Annotated in this window: 19 protein-coding genes; 12 read left to right on the top strand and 7 right to left on the bottom strand. The window is 52.0% G+C overall.

All coding sequences use genetic code 11. The features are described 5' to 3' along the window. The 7 genes from Q7V48_14025 to Q7V48_13995 all read left to right on the top strand — a co-directional run. A partial coding sequence (locus tag Q7V48_14025) for a 2-oxoacid:acceptor oxidoreductase family protein (protein MDO9211844.1) occupies positions 1-234 on the top strand: 234 nt, incomplete at its 5' end. A gap of 59 nt (positions 235-293) precedes the next feature. Further along, the gene (locus Q7V48_14020; GenBank protein MDO9211843.1) at positions 294-2,066 is read left to right on the top strand and encodes an NAD(P)-binding protein; all 1,773 of its coding nucleotides are present in this window, start codon (positions 294-296) and stop codon (positions 2,064-2,066) included. Next, complete coding sequence (locus Q7V48_14015; protein ID MDO9211842.1) at positions 2,063-3,217, top strand: transketolase C-terminal domain-containing protein; 1,155 nt, start codon at positions 2,063-2,065, stop codon at positions 3,215-3,217. The genes Q7V48_14020 and Q7V48_14015 overlap by 4 nt, the downstream gene beginning before the upstream one ends. After that, positions 3,214-4,101 (top strand): thiamine pyrophosphate-dependent enzyme, encoded by an 888-nt coding sequence (locus Q7V48_14010; protein MDO9211841.1) that lies wholly within the window; start codon positions 3,214-3,216, stop codon positions 4,099-4,101. Before Q7V48_14015 ends, Q7V48_14010 begins: the two co-directional genes overlap by 4 nt. Before the next feature lie 14 nt (positions 4,102-4,115). Further along, on the top strand, positions 4,116-4,946 hold the full coding sequence (locus Q7V48_14005; protein MDO9211840.1) for a hypothetical protein: 831 nt from the start codon (positions 4,116-4,118) through the stop codon (positions 4,944-4,946). Beyond that, positions 4,943-5,362: a cyclic nucleotide-binding domain-containing protein gene (locus tag Q7V48_14000; protein MDO9211839.1), complete on the top strand. Its 420-nt coding sequence runs from the start codon at positions 4,943-4,945 to the stop codon at positions 5,360-5,362. The genes Q7V48_14005 and Q7V48_14000 overlap by 4 nt, the downstream gene beginning before the upstream one ends. Next, positions 5,359-5,760, top strand: coding sequence for a cyclic nucleotide-binding domain-containing protein (locus tag Q7V48_13995; protein ID MDO9211838.1), 402 nt, complete (start codon positions 5,359-5,361; stop codon positions 5,758-5,760). The genes Q7V48_14000 and Q7V48_13995 overlap by 4 nt, the downstream gene beginning before the upstream one ends. Before the next feature lie 177 nt (positions 5,761-5,937). Here the strand turns inward: Q7V48_13995 and groL are convergent, their stop codons facing one another. Together groL and groES are read right to left on the bottom strand one after the other, a co-directional pair. Next, positions 5,938-7,572: a chaperonin GroEL gene (gene groL, locus Q7V48_13990; protein ID MDO9211837.1), complete on the bottom strand. Its 1,635-nt coding sequence runs from the start codon at positions 7,570-7,572 to the stop codon at positions 5,938-5,940. A 39-nt stretch (positions 7,573-7,611) separates the two neighbouring features. Then, the gene (gene groES, locus Q7V48_13985) at positions 7,612-7,902 is read right to left on the bottom strand and encodes a co-chaperone GroES (protein ID MDO9211836.1); all 291 of its coding nucleotides are present in this window, start codon (positions 7,900-7,902) and stop codon (positions 7,612-7,614) included. 516 nt (positions 7,903-8,418) lie between these two features. Between groES and Q7V48_13980 the strand changes: the two genes are divergently transcribed. The 5 genes from Q7V48_13980 (at position 8,419) to Q7V48_13960 (ending at position 13,354) form a co-directional block, all read left to right on the top strand. Then, positions 8,419-9,831 (top strand): hydroxymethylglutaryl-CoA synthase, encoded by a 1,413-nt coding sequence (locus Q7V48_13980; GenBank protein ID MDO9211835.1) that lies wholly within the window; start codon positions 8,419-8,421, stop codon positions 9,829-9,831. Positions 9,832-9,875: 44 nt separating this feature from the next. Further along, on the top strand, positions 9,876-11,060 hold the full coding sequence (locus tag Q7V48_13975; protein MDO9211834.1) for an acetyl-CoA acetyltransferase: 1,185 nt from the start codon (positions 9,876-9,878) through the stop codon (positions 11,058-11,060). Positions 11,061-11,361: 301 nt separating this feature from the next. Then, positions 11,362-12,165 carry an alpha/beta fold hydrolase gene (locus Q7V48_13970; GenBank protein ID MDO9211833.1) on the top strand — a complete coding sequence of 268 codons (804 nt, stop codon included), beginning with the start codon at positions 11,362-11,364 and terminating at the stop codon, positions 12,163-12,165. A 25-nt stretch (positions 12,166-12,190) separates the two neighbouring features. Continuing rightward, a complete protein-coding gene (locus Q7V48_13965) occupies positions 12,191-12,625 on the top strand; it encodes a PaaI family thioesterase (protein MDO9211832.1) in 435 nt (144 codons plus the stop codon). Then, positions 12,626-13,354 carry a TVP38/TMEM64 family protein gene (locus tag Q7V48_13960; protein ID MDO9211831.1) on the top strand — a complete coding sequence of 243 codons (729 nt, stop codon included), beginning with the start codon at positions 12,626-12,628 and terminating at the stop codon, positions 13,352-13,354. Positions 13,355-13,365: 11 nt separating this feature from the next. Here Q7V48_13960 and Q7V48_13955 read toward each other — a convergent pair whose 3' ends face one another. From Q7V48_13955 to Q7V48_13935, 5 genes are all read right to left on the bottom strand, one after another. Then, positions 13,366-14,724 (bottom strand): MmgE/PrpD family protein, encoded by a 1,359-nt coding sequence (locus Q7V48_13955; GenBank protein ID MDO9211830.1) that lies wholly within the window; start codon positions 14,722-14,724, stop codon positions 13,366-13,368. 144 nt (positions 14,725-14,868) lie between these two features. Beyond that, the gene (locus Q7V48_13950; GenBank protein MDO9211829.1) at positions 14,869-15,549 is read right to left on the bottom strand and encodes an aspartate/glutamate racemase family protein; all 681 of its coding nucleotides are present in this window, start codon (positions 15,547-15,549) and stop codon (positions 14,869-14,871) included. Positions 15,550-15,583: 34 nt separating this feature from the next. Further along, positions 15,584-16,456 carry a DUF6282 family protein gene (locus Q7V48_13945; GenBank protein ID MDO9211828.1) on the bottom strand — a complete coding sequence of 291 codons (873 nt, stop codon included), beginning with the start codon at positions 16,454-16,456 and terminating at the stop codon, positions 15,584-15,586. A gap of 5 nt (positions 16,457-16,461) precedes the next feature. Then, entirely contained in the window at positions 16,462-17,607 is a 1,146-nt protein-coding gene (locus tag Q7V48_13940) for a histidinol-phosphate transaminase (GenBank protein MDO9211827.1), read from the bottom strand. Positions 17,608-17,717: 110 nt separating this feature from the next. Next, a partial coding sequence (locus Q7V48_13935) for a CaiB/BaiF CoA-transferase family protein (GenBank protein ID MDO9211826.1) occupies positions 17,718-18,782 on the bottom strand: 1,065 nt, incomplete at its 5' end.

Genomic DNA, 18,782 nt, shown 5'->3' with positions numbered 1-18,782 from the left:
AATTTTAGCGATTTCCGAGTCGCCACGGTGGATGCCAACCGTATCGCCCAGGAAAACGGCTTGGGTTCAACCACGGCCCCTGTCGTTAACACGGTTATCTTGGGCGCCTTCGCCAAGATTACGGGACTCGTGGGCCTGAAGGCAATCTTGGAGGGAATCCAGGAGTACGTGCCTGCCAAAGCAGAGGCGAATATCGCCGCCGCCAAGGCAGCCTATGAGCAGACCTCCGTTTGAACGCTAAGCGCTTAGCGCTAGGCGCATGGCGTTTTTTATATAAAAAATAGGAGTAGAAAATGGAAAAAAAGAAGAAACAGGGGAAGAAAAAACCTTCCCTCCCTTTGCCAAAAAAGTCGTCGCTTCCTCCTTTTTCTTTATCTTTCGAAGGAACCCAGGCCTCCAAGACAGGGACTTGGCGCTACCTCACCCCGGCTTATCTCAACAAACTGGCCCCGTGTAATGAGGCTTGTCCGGCGGGCGAAGATGTGGAAGCAGCGATGGTCCTGGCCGGACAAGAGGATTATCTCGGCGCTTGGGAGAAAATTAGCCAGGAAAACCCCCTGCCCCGGGTTTGCGGCCGCGTCTGTTTCCATCCCTGTGAGGGGGCCTGCAACCGCAAAGAATTCGACGAAGCCACCTCCATCAATGGACTGGAGAGATTCCTTGGAGATCATGCCTATCAGGCAGGAAAACACTTCCTGCCCCCACAAGAAAAAGAGAAAGAGAAAGTAGCCATCATCGGCTCTGGCCCGGCAGGTCTGTCCTGCGCTTACCACCTTGCTTCCTTGGGCTATGGAGTAACCATTTTCGAAGCCCAGCCGCAACTCGGAGGAATGCTTCGCTACGGCATACCGCCCTATCGTTTGCCCAAGGACATTCTCGACCAGGAGATCGGGAATATCCTTGCCCTGGGAGTGGAAGCCAAGACGAACGCAGGTCTGGGCACTGAAGTGCAGTGGAAGGACCTGCAACGGTTCGATGCTTGGTTTGTGGCCACGGGTGCCTGGAAGAGTATGCCGATGAACATCCCCGGGGAAGACGCGGCGGGCGTAATGTCCGGATTGGAATTTTTAAAGAAAATTAACTCCGGGCAGACCGTTGACCTCGGACAGCGGGTGGCCATCATCGGCGGGGGAAACACGGCCATGGACGCAGCTCGATCCGCCCTGCGTCTCGGAGCCAAACCATTGATCATTTACCGCCGGACCAAAGAAGAGATGCCCGCCTGGGAAGAGGAAGTGACGGAAGCCGAAGAAGAATCCATCGAATGCATTTTCCTCAGCTCCCCGATAAAAATCCTCACCGAGAACGGAAACGTGAAAGGGATCGAATGTATCAAAAATCTTCTCGGCCCCCCGGGGAGGGACGGACGGAGGCAACCTCAACCTATCGCAGGTTCCAATTTTACCCTTCCAGTCGACTCGGTCATTTCCTCCATCGGGGAAGTTCCTGATTTATCTTTTCTTCCCCAGGAACTGCAAAAGTCAGCGGGCTCCCTGTTCGTGAATGAAGTCGGAGCAACCTCCCGGAAGAAAGTTTTTGCCGGAGGAGACATCACCGCCCAGCCGCGGACAGTGTCCTACGCCATTGGCTCCGGAAAGAAGGCAGCCATGGCCATTGATGCCACCCTAGGGGGCAAGGACGTACTCGAGGCCCTGCGTTGCGCGCGCTGGGGAGAGAAGGGCATCCTTTCCATGGCCCGTTACCAAAAGAGATGTTGGGATGGCTTGGCGCAAGAAGTGGTTACGTTTTCCGAAATAAACACCGCTTACTTCAAGCCCCAGGCGCGGAGGGCGAAGGAAAAAATTTCCGTCCCTCAGCGTACTTCCAATTTTTCCGAAGTAACCCTTGGTTTATCTGCGGCGGCCGCCCTCGAAGAGGCCAAGCGCTGCTTTAACTGTGGAGTCTGTAACCTCTGCCACAATTGTTTTCTCTATTGCCCGGATATGGCTATCTCAGCCCGGCCGGACATGCAAGGATATGAAATCAACTTGGATTATTGCAAAGGATGCTGCATCTGCGTGGCGGAGTGCCCCCGCGGGGCCATCTCCGTGGAGGTGAAAAAATGAAAAAATTACTTACTGGAAATTCCGCCGTCTCCTACGGCGTCATGCTATCCCGGGCCGAAGTGATCTCTGCTTATCCCATCACTCCTCAGACCACCATCGTCGAGGAACTATCCGAGATTTGCTCCGACGGGCGGCTGAAGGCTAAGTTTATCAAGGTGGAATCCGAGCATTCCGCCCTGGCCTGCGTGGCCGCGGCCTCAGCTGCGGGAGCCCGGGTTTTTACGGCAACTTCATCCCATGGGCTGGCCTATATGCATGAGATGCTCCACTGGACTTCCGGCACACGCCTGCCCGTGGTCATGGTCAACGCCAACCGGGCGATCGGCTCTCCCTGGAATATCTGGTGTGACCATAGCGATAGCCTATCCCAGCGCGACACAGGCTGGATCCAGCTTTATTGCCAGAGCGCCCAGGAAGCGTTGGATACAGTCATTCAAGGCTACCGGATCGCGGAAGAGGTCCTTTTACCCGTAATGATCTTAGAGGATGGCTTCTTCCTCTCCCATACCTCGGAAACAGTGGAAGTTCCCGAGCAGAAGGAAGTGGATGCCTTTCTGCCTCCTTACCGGCCCCGCTATAAACTCGACCCCGGCGACCCCCACACTTTTAACATTATGGCCGACCCTTCTCTCTTTATCTCCTTCAAACATGAAGCTCAGAAGGCGATGGATGAGGCCAAAAAAGTCATCGCCCGCGTGGACCGCGAATTCAGGGCCCGTTTCGGCCGGAGCTATGGCTACACGGGAAAAGTTCATCTGGCCGACGCCGATGTGGTGCTGCTCACCATGGGGACCGCTGCCAGCACAGCGATCGAAGTTGTCAAAGCTTTCCGGAAACAGGGCAAGAAAGTGGGGCTATGCCGCCTGCGCATGTTCCGTCCCTTCCCATCCAAGGAACTCTGCAAGATCTTGGAAGGGGCCAAGAAGGTCGCCGTGCTCGACCGCGACAACTCATTGGGTGCCGGCGGCATCGTCGCCCAGGAACTGAAAGCCGCCCTCTTCAACTCGCCCCGCAAACCGAAAGTCTTTGAATTTATCGCCGGCCTTGGAGGAAAGGATATCACACCAGAAACCATTCAGGAAATACTTGAATACACAATTCGAAATCCGAACCCCAATGGGTTGCCCATTTGGATAGGGGTGCAAAAATGAAAGCCAAAGAGTTAAGCAACGAGTATCTTCACTCCGGCCACGGCTGTTGCCCGGGTTGTGCCATGCCTATTGTTTTGCGCACCGTTTTTCATGCCCTTGGTGAACAAACCATCGCCGTCATCACGGCTGGCTGCTTTGGAACCATCTCCGGAACATTTCCCATTTCACCCATTAAACTGGCTGCCTATAACACTCCTTTCCCCTCTGCCGGGGCTGCAGGTTCGGGTGTGCGGGCGGCGCTGGATATAAAAGGGGACACGACAACCACGGTGGTAACCATCGCCGGAGATGGCGGCACTTTTGATATTGGCATCCAGGCTCTTTCGGCCGCGGCCGAACGCAATGACGACTATATCTACATTTGTTATGACAACGAGGCCTACATGAACACGGGGATCCAGCGTTCCTCGGCCACGCCTTGGGGAGCCTGGACCACCACTACGCCTCCAGCTAATCTGAAGAATCAACCCAAGAAGGACATCGTCCAGATCATGGTCGCCCACCGGGTACCCTACGTGGCAACGGCTTCCATTGCCTACCCGGAAGATTTCATGCGCAAGATGAAAAGGGCCAAGGAGACGCGGGGGTTCAAATTTATTTATGCTTTTTCTCCCTGTCCAGTGGGATGGCGATTTTCTGCGGAGCTGACCATCCGTCTGGCCCGACTGGCTGTACAGACGAAGATTTTCCCCCTCTACGAAGTAGAAAATGGTGAGCGCTACACCCTCAATATGGAACCCGAAGGGACCCCTGCGGGCGAATATTTGAAGCCTCAAGGACGGTTTGCCTTCCTGAAAGAAGGGGATTTGGAGCGCATTCAGGAAAACGTGGATCGGGGGTGGAAGCGCCTCATGAACCGCATGGAAAACCAGATGCTGGGATAAAATTCGGGGATGGGATGAAAACGAGTTTCTCTTTTCTTCTTTTGTGCGTACTTTGGGTTTATCCCCTTTGGGCCGAGGAAAGAATTGTGGGGGAGGGAGAGCACAGAGGGTTTATTATCAATGAAGGAAGGCAAGTTTTCAAAGTAAGCCCAATCAAGCCAGGCCAGACCATCCAGGTATTTTTAACTCCCCATTGGATAGTAGAAATGGGGGGGAAGGTGGAATGGAGGCTGGAAGACCCGGAGGGAGCCAGTCTAAGAGTTACCAGTAAGACCAATCCCGAAGTTGATCCCTTCTTCATGGAATGGACTTCCAATTCCGAACCCAAGCCGTCAGCCTATTATATCCATGCTCTGGGAAGCGGCGGGGTTTACTCCGGAGAAATTTTGGGTCAGTATACGCTGCAGATTGTTTTATGGGATCAGAATGATGGTAATTCAGGTACGGATGCCCCGGAGACCTATGAGAAGGCTATTTTTTTACCGCTTTCTGAGCCTGGGACTTACCTTTTTGATGAGAACTTCGTTAGCTCCACGGCGGATGTTTACGACATCTTCAAAATCAACATCAAACCCAATCATTCTCTAACTCTCCAGGCCAGTCCGCTGCAGTGGCAAGGCAGCGGCCAGAAAGGGAAGGTAAGCTGGAAGTTTTTGAATAAATCCTTCCGGCTTTTAAAAGGGGGCAACTGCCCATTTCCCCAAACTACTCCTTTTGTGGTAAAAGTTTTTCACCCCCAAGTAAAGACGGATACCAAACCTTCCCTCTTTTACCTTTTGGTCCAAATTGAGGGCGAGGCCAGTTTGATCTATACCCTGCAGGCGGAGATGAAAGAAGGGCGATGAAGGAAGAGGAACAACTCTTCAAGAAATTTGGTCGGCTTTTCCCCGCAGGAACCATCCTTTTCGAAGAAGGGCAGGCTTGCACCGGAATGTTTATCATCCAGAAGGGCCAGGTGCGACTCTATAAAAAGGTGGGCAAGGAGGAAGTGACCATTGACGTCCTAAAAGAGGGAGATTTCTTCGGGGAAATGGCCTGCCTGATTGGACAGCCGCGCTCCATCAACGCCGTGGTGGAAGGGGAAAGCCAGATCCTCGTAGTCCAGCCAGAAGTTTTGGATAGTTTGTTTCGAGGAACTTCGGGCATTGGTTTGAAGGTCGTGGCTAATTTGGCAGCCCGGTTGAAAAAAGCCTATGAAATCATCGAGAAAATGATAGCCGAACGCCAGCCAGTTGCGGACAAGGAGTCAGATCCTCCATGAAAAAAGAAGAACAGCTTTTCTGGAAGTTCGGCAAAGATTTTCCTAAAGGAACCGTTCTCTTCCGCGAGGGAGAACTGGGGCGGGACATGTTCATCATCCAAAAAGGGAAGGTGCAGGTTCGGAAAAAAGTGGGGACCACCGAGAAAGTTTTGGCTGAACTTTCCGATGGAGAATTTTTCGGAGAGATGGCCCTGCTGATGGGAATGGATCGTTCGGCTACGGTGGAAGTAATTGAGGACAGTAAAATTCTGGTAGTCAGCCCTGATACTTTCGAAAGCCTTCTTAAGGGGAACATTGAAATCGCCCTGAAGATGTTAAAAAAAATGGCCTCCCGGCTTCGGGCCCTGGATGAACGTTTAGAGACCGCCATCCTGGAAGCCCAAAAAGAACGCCAATAAGCTTTCTGCTAAAAAGGAAAAGCCCTCCTTCTTTTCGACGGAGGGCTTTTCCTTTACCAAAACCCTACCCTCTCCCCCGGTTGCGGGGGAGAGGGGCAGGGCAAGGGGGCGATTATCTGGTAATTTTTTAATGGTTATAGGTTATTCGTTATTGGTGTTCCTGTAAGCCTTCGGCTTTTAATACATCCCTTCCATTCCGCCGCCTCCTGGAGGCATGGATGGAAATTTTTCTTTTTCTCTGGGTCTTTCCGCCACCATGGCCTCGGTGGTCAGTAGCAAAGCGGCTACGGAAGCAGCATTCTGCAAGGCTGTGCGTACCACTTTGGTGGGGTCGATGATTCCGGCCTTGACCATGTCCGTATATTCCTCTTCCTGGGCATCGAAGCCCATATTACCCTTTTCATTTTTTACTTTCTCGATGACGATGGAGCCATCGTGCCCGGCATTCTGGGCGATCCAGCGGATGGGCTCTTCCAAGGCCTTCTTCAGGATGTTCAGGCCAAACTGTTGCTCATCGGAAAGTTTTATCTTTTCTATGGCCGGCAAGGTGCGCAGGTAGGCCACTCCACCACCGGCGACAATCCCTTCTTCCACGGCTGCGCGGGTGGCATTCAACGCATCTTCTACCCGAGCTTTCTTTTCCTTCATCTCAGTTTCTGTGGCTGCGCCGACGTTGATCACGGCTACTCCGCCAACCAGCTTGGCCAGCCGCTCCTGTAATTTCTCCTTGTCGTAATCGGAAGTGGTCTCTTCGATCTGGGCCCGAATCTGCTTCACCCGGCCCGCAATAGCCTTGGATTCTCCGGCTCCTTCGATGATCGTCGTGTTATCCTTGTCAATGGTGATCCGTTTGGCCTTGCCCAGGTCTTTGAGGGAGATGGACTCCAACTTCACTCCCATCTCTTCGGAGAGCATCTGCCCGCCGGTTAAAGTGGCGATGTCTTCCAGCATGGCTTTACGCCTGTCCCCAAACCCAGGGGCCTTCACAGCTGCGCATTTCAAAGTACCCCGCAGTTTGTTCACCACCAGGGTGGCCAGGGCCTCACCTTCTACTTCTTCGGCGATAATCAAGAGGGGCTTACCCATTTTGGCAATCTGCTCCAACACCGGCAGGAGGTCTTTCATGTTACTGATCTTTTTCTCGTTGATAAGGATCAGGGCATCCTCGAGTACGGCTTCCATCTTTTCCGGGTTGGTCACAAAATAAGGAGAGATGTACCCTCGGTCAAACTGCATGCCTTCAACGATGTCCAAGGTGGTTTCCATGGATTTGGCTTCTTCCACGGTGATCACGCCTTCTTTGCCAACTTTGGCCATGGCCTCGGCAATAATATTGCCGATGGTCTCGTCGTTATTGGCTGAAATTTTTCCGACTTGAGAGATTTCTTTTTGTTCTTTGGTGGGTTTGGAAAGTTTCTTGAGTTCTTCGACGACGGTCTCCACACCTTTCTCAATTCCTCTTTTCAGCTCCATGGGGTTGTGGCCCGCTGCTACCAGTTTAGATCCTTCACGGTAAATGGCCTGGGCCAAGATCGTGGCCGTGGTGGTTCCGTCCCCGGCTACGTCAGAGGTCTTGGAAGCTACTTCTTTGACCATCTGGGCCCCCATATTCTCAAATTTATCTTCCAATTCGATTTCTTTAGCCACGGTGACGCCATCCTTGGTTACGGTAGGAGAACCGAAGCTCTTATCCAGAATGACATTGCGTCCTTTGGGCCCCAAGGTGACCTTTACCGCATCGGCCAGGGTATTAACGCCCTTAAGCATGGATTCCCGTGCTCTTTGATCATAACGTATTTCTTTGGCTGCCATTGTTTCATTCCTCCTTTAAGGTCCAGTAATTATTTCTGATTATTTTTCGATCACGCCCAAAATGTCATCTTCGCGCATGATCAGATGTTCTTCCTCATCAATTTTGACCTCGGTACCGGAATATTTGCCGAAGAGCACCCGGTCACCGACCTTGACATCAAGGGGGTGGATCTTTCCGTCCTCGAGAACTTTACCCTTACCTACAGCAATCACTTTGCCTTCCATGGGTTTTTCTTTTGCGGAATCGGGAATGATGATTCCTCCTTTTGTTTTCCCTTCCTCTTCCACGCGTTTGACGATGACTCGATCTTGAAGTGGTCTAATTTTCATCGTTTACTTCTCCTTTCTACAGTTTAAAATGGTCGGTTATTTCCGACTAAAAATAAAAAAACTCCTTTCTATTATAGTGATTTTATTACATTTCTTATTCCTAAACCGGATAATTTTTCTCGCAAAAGGTAGGCCACCGGCAGGAATGGGCTTGCAAAAAAACTCTTATTAGCACTCATTGAAAACGAGTGCTAATAACAATATAAAGCTGGGCGCCGTAAAATGCAAGAGGAAAAGTGTAAAAAAAAGGAAAAAAATGCAAAAAAATTTTGTCTGAGCCAAAAGGTTGTGGATTTTAAAAATTCCAAATTAAGCGGTGACTCTTCCATAAGATTAAGTTGGGTGTAAAAAGGGTTCAAGGATTAGGGAATAAGGAGTGCGATGTAAGTTGAGAAGAATCGTTGCATCAAGTCTCAATATGTGTTAATTTTGGAAGCGTTTAGCAGGCACGGCCCTTATGAGAAGGCCAAAAAAATCTGATTTTTTTAGGATCGCCCAATGGAAAAGGAGGTGCCAATGGTAGGAATTACAAGCTATGGGGCATACATTCCCAAATATCGTTTGGGACGAGATGTAATAGCCAAAGCCTGGGGCCCCCGGTTTATTTCCGGGGAACGTTCCGTGGCTAACCATGATGAAGACAGCCTGACAATGAGTGTGGAGGCGGCCCTGAACTGTCTTCAGGGCATTGATCCGAAAGCCGTCGACGGGTTGATATTTGCTTCTACCACGTCCCCTTACTTAGAAAAACAGGCCTCAACCCTGGCGGCTACAGTCGTGGATCTTCCCGTGGAGATCTTTACGGCAGACCAGCTCTCTTCTCTGCGGGCTGGAACAGCCGCTTTGAAATCGGCCATGGATGCCGTGAAAGGCGGGAGCGCCAAGAGCATTCTGGTGGTAGCAGGGGACTCCCGCCGGGGTGAGCCCGGGTCAGATTCCGAACAACTCTTTGGAGATGGTGCGGCGGGGTTGATGGTCGGGTCCACTGCCGTGGCGGCTTCCATAGAAGGGATTTATTCCCTTTCCGAAGAATTCATGGATGCTTGGCGGAAACAGGATGATGCTTTTTTACAAAAAGGAGACGCTGCTTTCACCCAGGCCTACGGGTATGCCCGCATCGTCAAGAACTGTATCGAAGGGATCCTGAAGAAATATGAGATGAAAGCCGCGGATATTTCTCAATTCATCTTCTCCGCCCCAGATAGTCGGGCCTACGCCCGCGTAATCAAAAGCCTGAACCTGTCTCCAGGTTCCTTCATGGAAGACCCCCTGCTGACCACAGTAGGAGACACAGGGGCGGCCGCACCGTTATTACTTTTGATCGCCGGCCTGGAAAAGGCCAAACCGGGCGAACGTATCCTGCTTTGCAGTTACGGGGCGGGGAACAGCGACGCCTTTCTATTGCAGGTCACTCCCGAAATAGAAAGGTTGAAGGAAAAGCGGGGCGTAACCAGCTACCTGAGCTACAAAAAACCCTTGACCAACTACGAGAAATTTCTCAAATTTCAGGGCACCCTTTCCAATAAACCTCTGATCCCCTATTCTTCCTGGGCGCTTCTCTGGAAGGAAAAGAAACAGAACCTGCAACTGTACGGCACCCGCTGTAAAAAATGCGGCACGTTTGCTTACCCGCGGCGCAGGGTTTGCCAGAAATGTAATGCCAAGGATGAATATGAGGACGCCAAGCTTCCCAGGAGCGGGAAGATATACACTTTTGCCAAAGACCACCTTTACCCCAGTCCAGACCCCCCCACCGTCATGGCCGTGGTCGACATGGACGGGGGAGGCCGTTTCTACGGCCAACTGACGGATTGCGACCCGGCTCAGGTAAAGATTGGCATGCCGGTGGAGCTGACTTTCCGCAGGTTCCACCAAGGGGATGGATTCTACAACTACTTCTGGAAACTTCGCCCGCAGGAAAAAAGCTGACAGCTGATCGCTGATGGCTGAGAGCTTAAGAAATGGAGGTTAGGATGAGTATTAAAGACCGTGTTGCCATCATCGGCGTAGGGGCAACAAAATTCGGCGAAAATTTTGAAATGACTTATCAAGATATGGCCTTAGAAGCGGTATATGAAGCATATGCCGATGCCGGTTTGGAAACGAAAGATATGGATGCCGCCTGGCTGGGGACTCTTTCTCCCGGGCTCACCGGTCTTGAAGGAGACGCCGGCGCTTCGCTGGCCGAACCCCTGAACTTTTATCCCCGCCCCGTGACCCGCGTCTCCGCTTACTGCTGCTCGGGGATGGAGGCGGTGCGGAATGCCGCCTTTGGGGTGGCCTCGGGGGAATACAAAATGGTCCTGGCTGTGGGCGTGGAAAAGATGCGCGAGGTTCCGCCGCGGGGTAGTTTGGTCGCCCGGCATATCCACGAGACCCACCCGGTCATCTCTAAGGGGAGAACAGCCCCGGGGATTTTTGCCCCCATCGCCACCCGATATTTTCACCAATATGGGTACAACAAAGAGACTCTGGCCAAAGTGGCCGTAAAGAATCATTACAACGGATCGTTGAATCCCAAGGCTCATTTCCGTTCTCCCATCACCGAAGATACGGTCTTAAAAGCCCCCATGGTGGTGGACCCTCTTGGCCTCTTTGACTGCTGCCCCACAACAGACGGGGCGGCCGCGGCTATCTTGACCACCCCGGAAATTGCTAAAGATCTGAAAAAAGATTACATCCTGATCAAAGGAATGGGCCTGGCCGTGACCTACGGGTACTTCAGCATGGCCTTCCAAGAAGACAATGATTTTCTGGGTTTCAAGTCCACGCGGGAGGCTGCGGCCACGGCCTATCGTCAAGCCGGTATTAAAGATCCCCGTAAAGAAATCCACGTCGCCGAGGTGCATGACTGTTTTACCATCACGGAGTTAGTGAATTATGAAGACTTAGGATTTTGTGGCCGCGGCGAAGGAGGAAAGATCATTGGGGAAGGGGTAACGGCATTGAATGGGGATCTTCCGGTTAACACCAGCGGAGGGCTGAAATCTTGCGGCCACCCAGTAGGGGCAACGGGTGTGCGCATGGTGGCGGACGTGGTCAACCAGATGCGGGGCCGTAGCGGAAAGCGCCAGGTGAAAAAAGCCGACTTTGGCCTCACCCATACCTTGGGAGGCCCAGGGTCGATCGCCTGCGTCTTTGTCCTGGGCCGACCATAAAAATGCCAAACCCATTAACCACAGAGAGCGCTGAGACCGCCGAGGTAAATATAAATAAAAAGAGGGCGGGCCATACAGTTGCCGGAATGGTATTTAAGAATAAAAAAAAATCTCTGTGCCCTCTGCGTGCTCTGCGGTAAATCATTATAACTGGATTGTATAGGAACACCGAGGGCACTGAAAAAACGCAGAGCGCATAGCGCTACGCGCCAAGATTTTTACCCCTTTCCCCTTGTGCCTAACGGTTTACGGTATTTTTACCTCTGGGTTCTCTGTGAACTCTGTGGCTATTTAATTAATCATGAAAGTCAAAAAAGTTTCTTGGAAGAGCGACGGGTTGAATATCAAAGGGGAAGTATATATCCCTGCCGGGCCAACCGGCCCCTTTCCGGGCCTGATCGTCTGCCATGGGATCCCGGCCAAAGTTAAAGAACCGGATGACCGGGGGTACCCTTTATTGGCCGAACGCTTCTGCCAGGAAGGTTTTGCAGTCCTGATCTTCAATTTCCGCGGAGCCGGGTTGAGCGAAGGAAATTTTGACCTTTTGGGATGGACCCGGGATTTGGAAGGAGCTTTAGATTATTTTATCCATCGCCCGGAAGTAGACCCAACGCGGATCTTCCTCGTGGGCTTCAGTGGAGGAGGAGCTGTATCCATCTACGTGGCTGCTCAACGAAAAGAAGTTGCGGCCCTGGTCTCATGCGCTTCTCCGGCTGAGTTCCGGGACCTGATCACGGGCAAAAGCCTGGTAGACTTTTTGAGCCATTGCCGGGATGTGGGGATCATCAGAGATGCCAATTTCCCACTTTCGCTTAAAGACTGGAAGGATGGGTTTCGGACCGTGAAGCCTTTAAAATGGATTGGTCGGATTCCTCCCCGGCCATTGCTCATTATTCACGGCACGGAAGATGACGTTGTCAACATAAATCATGCCAGAAAACTTTATGACAAGGTTCGGGGAGAAGCAGACCTTTTTCTCATCGAGGGGGCCGGTCATCGGTTGCGCGTGGAGGAACGAGCCATGCAAAAAGCCATGGAATGGCTGAGAAAGATAGCGTTCAGCAATCAGCAAAAAAATTTCATTAATGGATTTGCTTACCGCTGATCGATGAAAACTTAGAGGAGTGCCCATGCCCATTAAGGAAAGTTATGAAAAAGCCCTGAGGCGGGCGGTGGAAACCGCGCCGTATTACCAACTCCTGCAGATTACCCTGGACCAGATCGATGAAGGTTTTGCCCGGTTCCGCATGCCCTTCAGGAAAGAATTGACCCAAGCCTATGGCGTCGTTCACGGGGGAGCGATTACTTCACTGGCCGATACGGCGGTGGCCTTTGCCCTTATGACGATGATCCAACCCGGGGAAAGAGTGACTACTGCCGAGTTTAAAATCAATTTTCTTTCCTCCGTCCACAGCGGAGAGATGATCGGGGAAGCTCGGATCGTCAACAAAGGAAGAAGGCTGGTGATGGCAGATATGGAGGTGAAAAAGGAAGACGGGCAACTGATAGCCAAAGGGATGGGCACCTACATGATCTTGAACTCTCCCAAAACTTTTGAGGAATGAATGGCCAACAGTAACAACAAAAAAAGATGGAAGACACTGTTTTGGTATGGCCTGTTACTCCTTTCTATCTGCCTTTTACTCTATTATTACCGGGAATCGTACCAGTGCTTTCGTGAGATTATACGCTTCTTTTCCAACAAAGAGAAGGTTGCTGCTTTAGTTGTTTCTTTCGGATCTTACGCCCCTTTAACTTTCATCGGGCTACAAATCCTGCAGGTCCTTTTTGCCCCCATCCCCGGAGAGCTTACCGGCTTCATCGGGGGATACCTTTTCGGAATCGGCCTGGGGTTTACCTACTCTACGATAGGCCTTACTTGCGGTTCGCTGTTTGCTTTCTTGATTTCCCGCCGCCTGGGGATGCCATTTGTCCGCCGTTTCGTGGGGCAAGAACTCATGGGGAAATTTGATTACCTCATGGAACATCAAGGGGCCTTTTTTTCCTTCATTTTTTTCCTCATTCCAGGGTTGCCCAAAGACTATTTCTGTTACCTGCTGGGTTTAAGCCCCATGCACGTTCTTACCTTTTTTATTATCTCCACGATCGGAAGAATACCAGGAACGCTTCTGCTATGTCTACAAGGGCAGGCAGTGAGGTCGGAAAATTACCGAGGATTCTTCGTTATCTTAGGAATAGCACTCTTTTTCATTGTTCTGACGATAATTTATCGGGATCGAATCGAGGGCTGGGTGAAACATCAAAAAAGCGCCCCAAAAACTCCAGGAAAATGATGTACCTCCCTTTAGGCCTTAAGTAAAGCGATCACCTGGCCTAAATCAGAAACCCGCTCCAGACCAAAAAGGAGGCTAAGCAACTCTTCATATTTTTCGGAGGGCAACGTCAGCGAACAGAGCTCACGAAATTTTTGGGTTACTTCGTCTTTACTCATCGGATTCTTCGGATTCCCTTTTGGATAAATGACCTCTTGCCGCAGCCGGCCTTTGTTTACGGTCTCAATTTCCGTTATCGAGGCCAAAGTCCCGGGGTAGCGTTCATTCAGGGAACGATCATCGTCGACTTCCACTTTTTTCATAAACTCGCGAATCGATGGGTCCTTCAGCTTCTCCTCCGTGAATTGCCCCAGCGAAACTTTCTTCTCCGACACCGCCAGGGCGATACAAAAGGGAATACTTAAACGGGCTGCCAGAGGAGTCCCGGGATTGTAATTCTTCCCTTGGTCTTTCGCCGTCTCGGAAATGCGCAGGTGGATCCTCTTGACATCCGAGGCATTGAGGGAATTCTTCTTCATCACCTCCGACACTGCCTGGATCGATGAATGGCTGCAAAGGATCGTCGGAAAAGCTTTGAGACTATTGGAGGTAATCTCATAGGAAGACCCTAAGCCTTCCGTGATTTTTTCGATTTTGGGGTCCTCAGAAAAAGCCCGGCAAAACCCCGTAGGATATTCCAGAAGACCCTTCGGACCAGTCGCTCCTTTCTGTCCCAAGAGGGCCAGCATGATCCCGCGCATGGCCGCGAATCCCGGGTGCAGGCTTTTGGAAAAATCCCCTTTATCGATGCAATAACGCAGGCCCGCGGCCTCATCTGCAGCCAGACCCAAAATTTGTTCCGTTTGAGCCGCATCCAGATTCAACAACTTACACGCGGCGGCAGCTGAAGCCAAAGAACCAAAAGTGCTGGTCGGGTGCCAATAGCGGTAATGGCTGGGCATCATGGACCGGCCTACCCGAGCCCCCACCTCAAAACCCACAACGAAGGCATTAATGAGGGAGGAGCCATCGACCTTCAACCGTTCCCCCAAAGCAAAGACGGTGGGTACCAGGCAAGAGCCGAAATGGGCAATGGAACCCATGTGGGTATCATCAAAATCAATGGTATGGATCATGGTCCCATTGGCCAGGGCCGCGAGGGGGGCGGAAGTTCGGAACCCATCCAGAAAGACTGTGGCCTCGGACCGCCCTCCCAGGTCCTTAACCAACTCAAGGATCCAGCGGCACTCTTCTTTAGCGGTTGTGTACCCGGCGATACCACAACCCAGGGTATCGGCAATGGTATGTTTGGCCAGTTCAACAACTCCAACAGGTAAATCCGCATACTGATGCCCAGCAACAAATTGGGCCAATCGTTCGCTGGTCTTCATTTGCCCTCTTTCCCCTCCTTAGCCCAATTTTTCGATATGAAAGCTTTCATTATCTTGCCCTTCTTTTTTTAATAAAGAGTTGCCCACGGGGTGGGCCGATGCAGATTTTTCTGTTCTATTTCCCTGTAACTTCACCCGACGGAGTTAGGCTGCTCTGGCATAGACTCTTTTTATTTTTTCAATCGTAGCTTGGTTGCTGGTGACGATGGGCATGCGGAAATGCCTTTGCAATAGCGGCATGGCTTCCCAAGCCCGAAAATTCGTACAGGAAAGGAATAGGGCTTCCGCGTTTGCAGAAATGGAGCTTTTTAGGGCAAAGGCAACAATCTCCTCCGGCCCAGGAGTAGCCAACTCAAAATTCACGGTAATGCCCATTCCCTCGATCGAAAGGACCTGAAACCCCATCCCTTCCAGGCTGATCCGGATCGATTGATTGAGCTCCGTAGAATAAGGGGTCAAAACCGCGAGCTTCTTGGCCTGGATCCGCTTCAGTTCCTCTGCCACTGGCGTCAGAATGTCCAACACCGGACAGCCTACAATCGTTCCGATTTGCCTGTTGATCTCCTGGGGAAAATTGGAGCCAGATAGCGCCCCGGCCGAGGTGCAGCCAAAGACCACAAGATGAGGATGTAATGTCTTCAATAGATTGGCCGCCCTCGGCACTTCTTCGGAAAGCATCCTCCTCTCTCCTTCCGGGGTCGTCTCCTCTAAGTACATTCTGGCGGGATGGATCGTTATCGGAGCTGAAAGGCTCCGGTAAAGGTCCACTTCCATTATTGTGTTAGAGGAAGGGACCAACAGGCCAACCCTGAATGTTTTTTCCATGGCTACGCTCCGTCCTCATTTTTTCAGCCAAAGGTTAATCCAGACCCAGCAGCTTGGCTGGATTCTTGCGCACCATGATGTCGATCTCTTCGCGGGTAATTCCCTGATTGATCAACCCGAGGATGAACATTCGCAACCCCTCAACCGGCGAGGGGTTGAAGACTTGGCCAAAGTCTGTGGCCAGCACGCACCGCTCAGGCCCGGCCTTGCGGATCACCTCGATGATATCTTTTAGGCGGGCGTTGAAGAACATGGGGGTCGTTGGCAGAAAGCAGTGCTCCAGGTAGGCTCCCTTTCTGGCAAACTCCACCTGAACCTCCAGGGAAAGGTCTGGAACCTCGTTATGCGGGTGAGTGACCAGGATCTTCTTCACCCCCCGTCGGAAGGCTTCGTCGATCAATATCCGACTTTCTTCCGCTGAGCAATGAGAAGTTCCCAGGATGATATTGGCCTCTGCGATCATGTCGAGGATCTCTTTAACCGCCGGCAGCAACTTTCCCTCCTGATCAAGAATGGTGATTCCTTTCTCCGGCCACTTCACCCTTCCCGGCATGGTGCCGTAAGTTCCCTTGAAATGGCGGATATGGGCATCGGAGAAGATGGAGGGCATCCAGACCTCTTTCCCTCCGAACGCTATGGCCACTTCCACGGCGCTGGGGTTAAGCCCGCCCACAGCAGGATTGAGAACGACTCCCCCAAAGGTGTGGATGCCAGGAACTGCTTTGCTTACGTAGTGCATCCGCGTAGCGTTAATTCCGTAGTGGGCTTTGGAGAGCACCGCCTTCATGCCGGCTTCCCGTGCGTCCCTGGCAATCTCCACTTCATCCAGCAGCCGATCATGCAGGTCAGGTGTAGCGTGAAAATGAAGATCAATCGCCCCTTCTAAAACTTCCATCCGCTTATCCATCGTCTTTACCCCCTTTTCCTTCCTTTGATCATTGCGGCCACGGTTTGAGTCACCACTTCGTTCTGGGGCATCGTTCCGATACTGATGCGCACGTATTCCGGATGGAAATCCCCCCGGATCATGATACCCCCGCGCCGGCAGAGCTCTTCGGTGAATTCTTCGGCGGTGAACCCGAAATCAGACACCCTTGCCGTTACATAGTTCCCCTGGGGGGCATCGACCATCTCCAGTCCCAGACGGCCCAGCTCCCGGTGGAGGTATTCTCTCCCTTTGCGCACGACTTCCAGGGTTCGCTGCAGATGTTCTTTATCTTTCAAGGCCGCCACTCCGGCGCTTTGAGCCAGCATCCCCGTCCCCCATTTGGGCTTCGCCTTGGAAAGGTAAGCGATCGCGTGGGCTGGGCCAACGCAGTACCCCAGACGAACATCGGCCAAGCCAAAGGCCTTGGAGAATGTCCTGGTGACCAATAGGTTGATTCCTTCTCCCATTTCGTAGAAGAACTCCAGGGCGGAAGTGTGGGGATCGGCAAACTCGACGTAGGCCTCATCGGAAACCACAATGGCCTTCACGGCCTCAGCCGCCTGCAGAATCTCTTTGAGGTCTTTCAGAGAAACCAGCTTGCTGGTGGGATTATTCGGACGGGTGATAAAAACCACTCGGCTCCTTTGGGTAAGGGCCTTTTTGAGCTTGACCACATCCAGGTCAAAATTTTCTTCCAGAGACACCTTCACCGGTGTCCGCCCCCGGGCCAAGGTGTTTTCCTCGTAGAAGAGTCCAAAGGCAGGGGAGGTAAAAACGACTTCGTCTTTGGGGGCTGAGAAGACCTCGATGATATGCATCATCAAGGAAGACGACCCCGGGCCCACCACGATGTTCTCCGGCCGCATGTTGACATATTGGGCGAGAGCCCCCCGCAACTCCCGTGCCTCCGCATCCGGATAAAGGCTGGCTTCACCCGCCATCTCGATGATCCTGGCTTTAGCCAAAGGAGGAACCCCCAAGGGATTTTCGTTGGAAGAAAGCTTGATCACCCTGGCAGGGTCCATCTCGTACTTGGCGGCAATGTCCTTGGTCATCGGGCCTGGAAGGTAGGGTACGATTTTATTTAACTGCGGATTCACGATTTCTTCAAAGACCGATTTTTTGCTCATCTAATTACCTCCTGAAGAAGCGGTCAGCTATCAGCAGTCAGCCCCCAGCCAGATAATGATTTTATTTTTTTGTTTTGGCTGATCGCTTAATGCTGACTGCTTTTTAATCTTCAAATTACTTTCTCCCGCCGGAAGCCTTCGATGGCCTCGGCAGAATATCCCAGTTCCTGTAAAATTTCCTTGGTATGCTGCCCCAAAGATGGAGCGAGGCTGGTAATTTTTCCGGGAGTCTCGGAAAGTTTAATGGGGATGCCGATCTGCTTCAGCTGGCCGGCCTGGGGATGTTCCACGTCGACAATCATCTGCCGATGCCGAATCTGCGGATCTTCCAATGTCTCCCCCATGTTTTTGACCGGCCCTAAGCAAACGTCCTGCCCATGAAAAAAGGCTACCCATTCATCGCGGGTCTTTTGGCGAAAGGTCTTTTTTAAAAAGTTGTAAACCTCTTGACCTTTTTCCCCTTCGGCCCTTTGATGATCAATAAAATCCTCCCGCCCTAATGCCCGGCAGAGATTGGCCCAAAAATGGGGTTCTAAGGGCCCAACGGTGATGGCCTTTCCATCCTGGGTCTCGTAGAGGGCGTAACATGGGATGTTTCCGGCCAGCCAGAACTTTCCTCTCTCGGGCGCAGCGCCTGTGGCCAGATACTCGGCCAAGGGAGCGTGCTGAAAGCCCATCACCCCATCGAGCATGGAGATGTCCACAAACTGGCCTTTCCCCGTCCTCTGAACAGCCATCAAGGCCAGCAAAATTCCTACGGCAGCCATAAGTCCCCCTGCAGAATAATCGGCGATGGGTACGGAGGGTAAGGAAGGGGGCCGGTCTTCGTACCCCACCAGGTCTAAGATACCACTGTAACCCAGGTAGTTGATGTCGTGGCCGGCAAGCAGCCGGTAGGGACCATCCTGGCCATATCCGGAGATGGAACAATAAACCATTTGCGAGTTGACTTCTTTCACTCGGGAATAGTCAATTCCCAAGCGTTCCACTACACCCGGGCGAAATCCTTCCACCACTACTTGGGAGGACCTGGCTAAAGCAAAAAAAATCTCCTTTCCCGCAGGGGTCTTAAGGTTTAAAGTAAGGCTCTTCTTATTCCGGTTGAGGTCAAGAAAACGAAGGCCCAGCCCTTTAATCGCCGGCTCCTCGTGCCGAAACCAATCGCCCCCTTCCGG

It is taken from the genome of Deltaproteobacteria bacterium, assembly GCA_030654105.1.
Taxonomy (GTDB): Bacteria; Desulfobacterota; SM23-61; order SM23-61; family SM23-61; genus JAHJQK01.
Note: the sequence above shows the minus strand (reverse complement) of the source record. Positions and strands in the feature narration are given on the sequence as shown.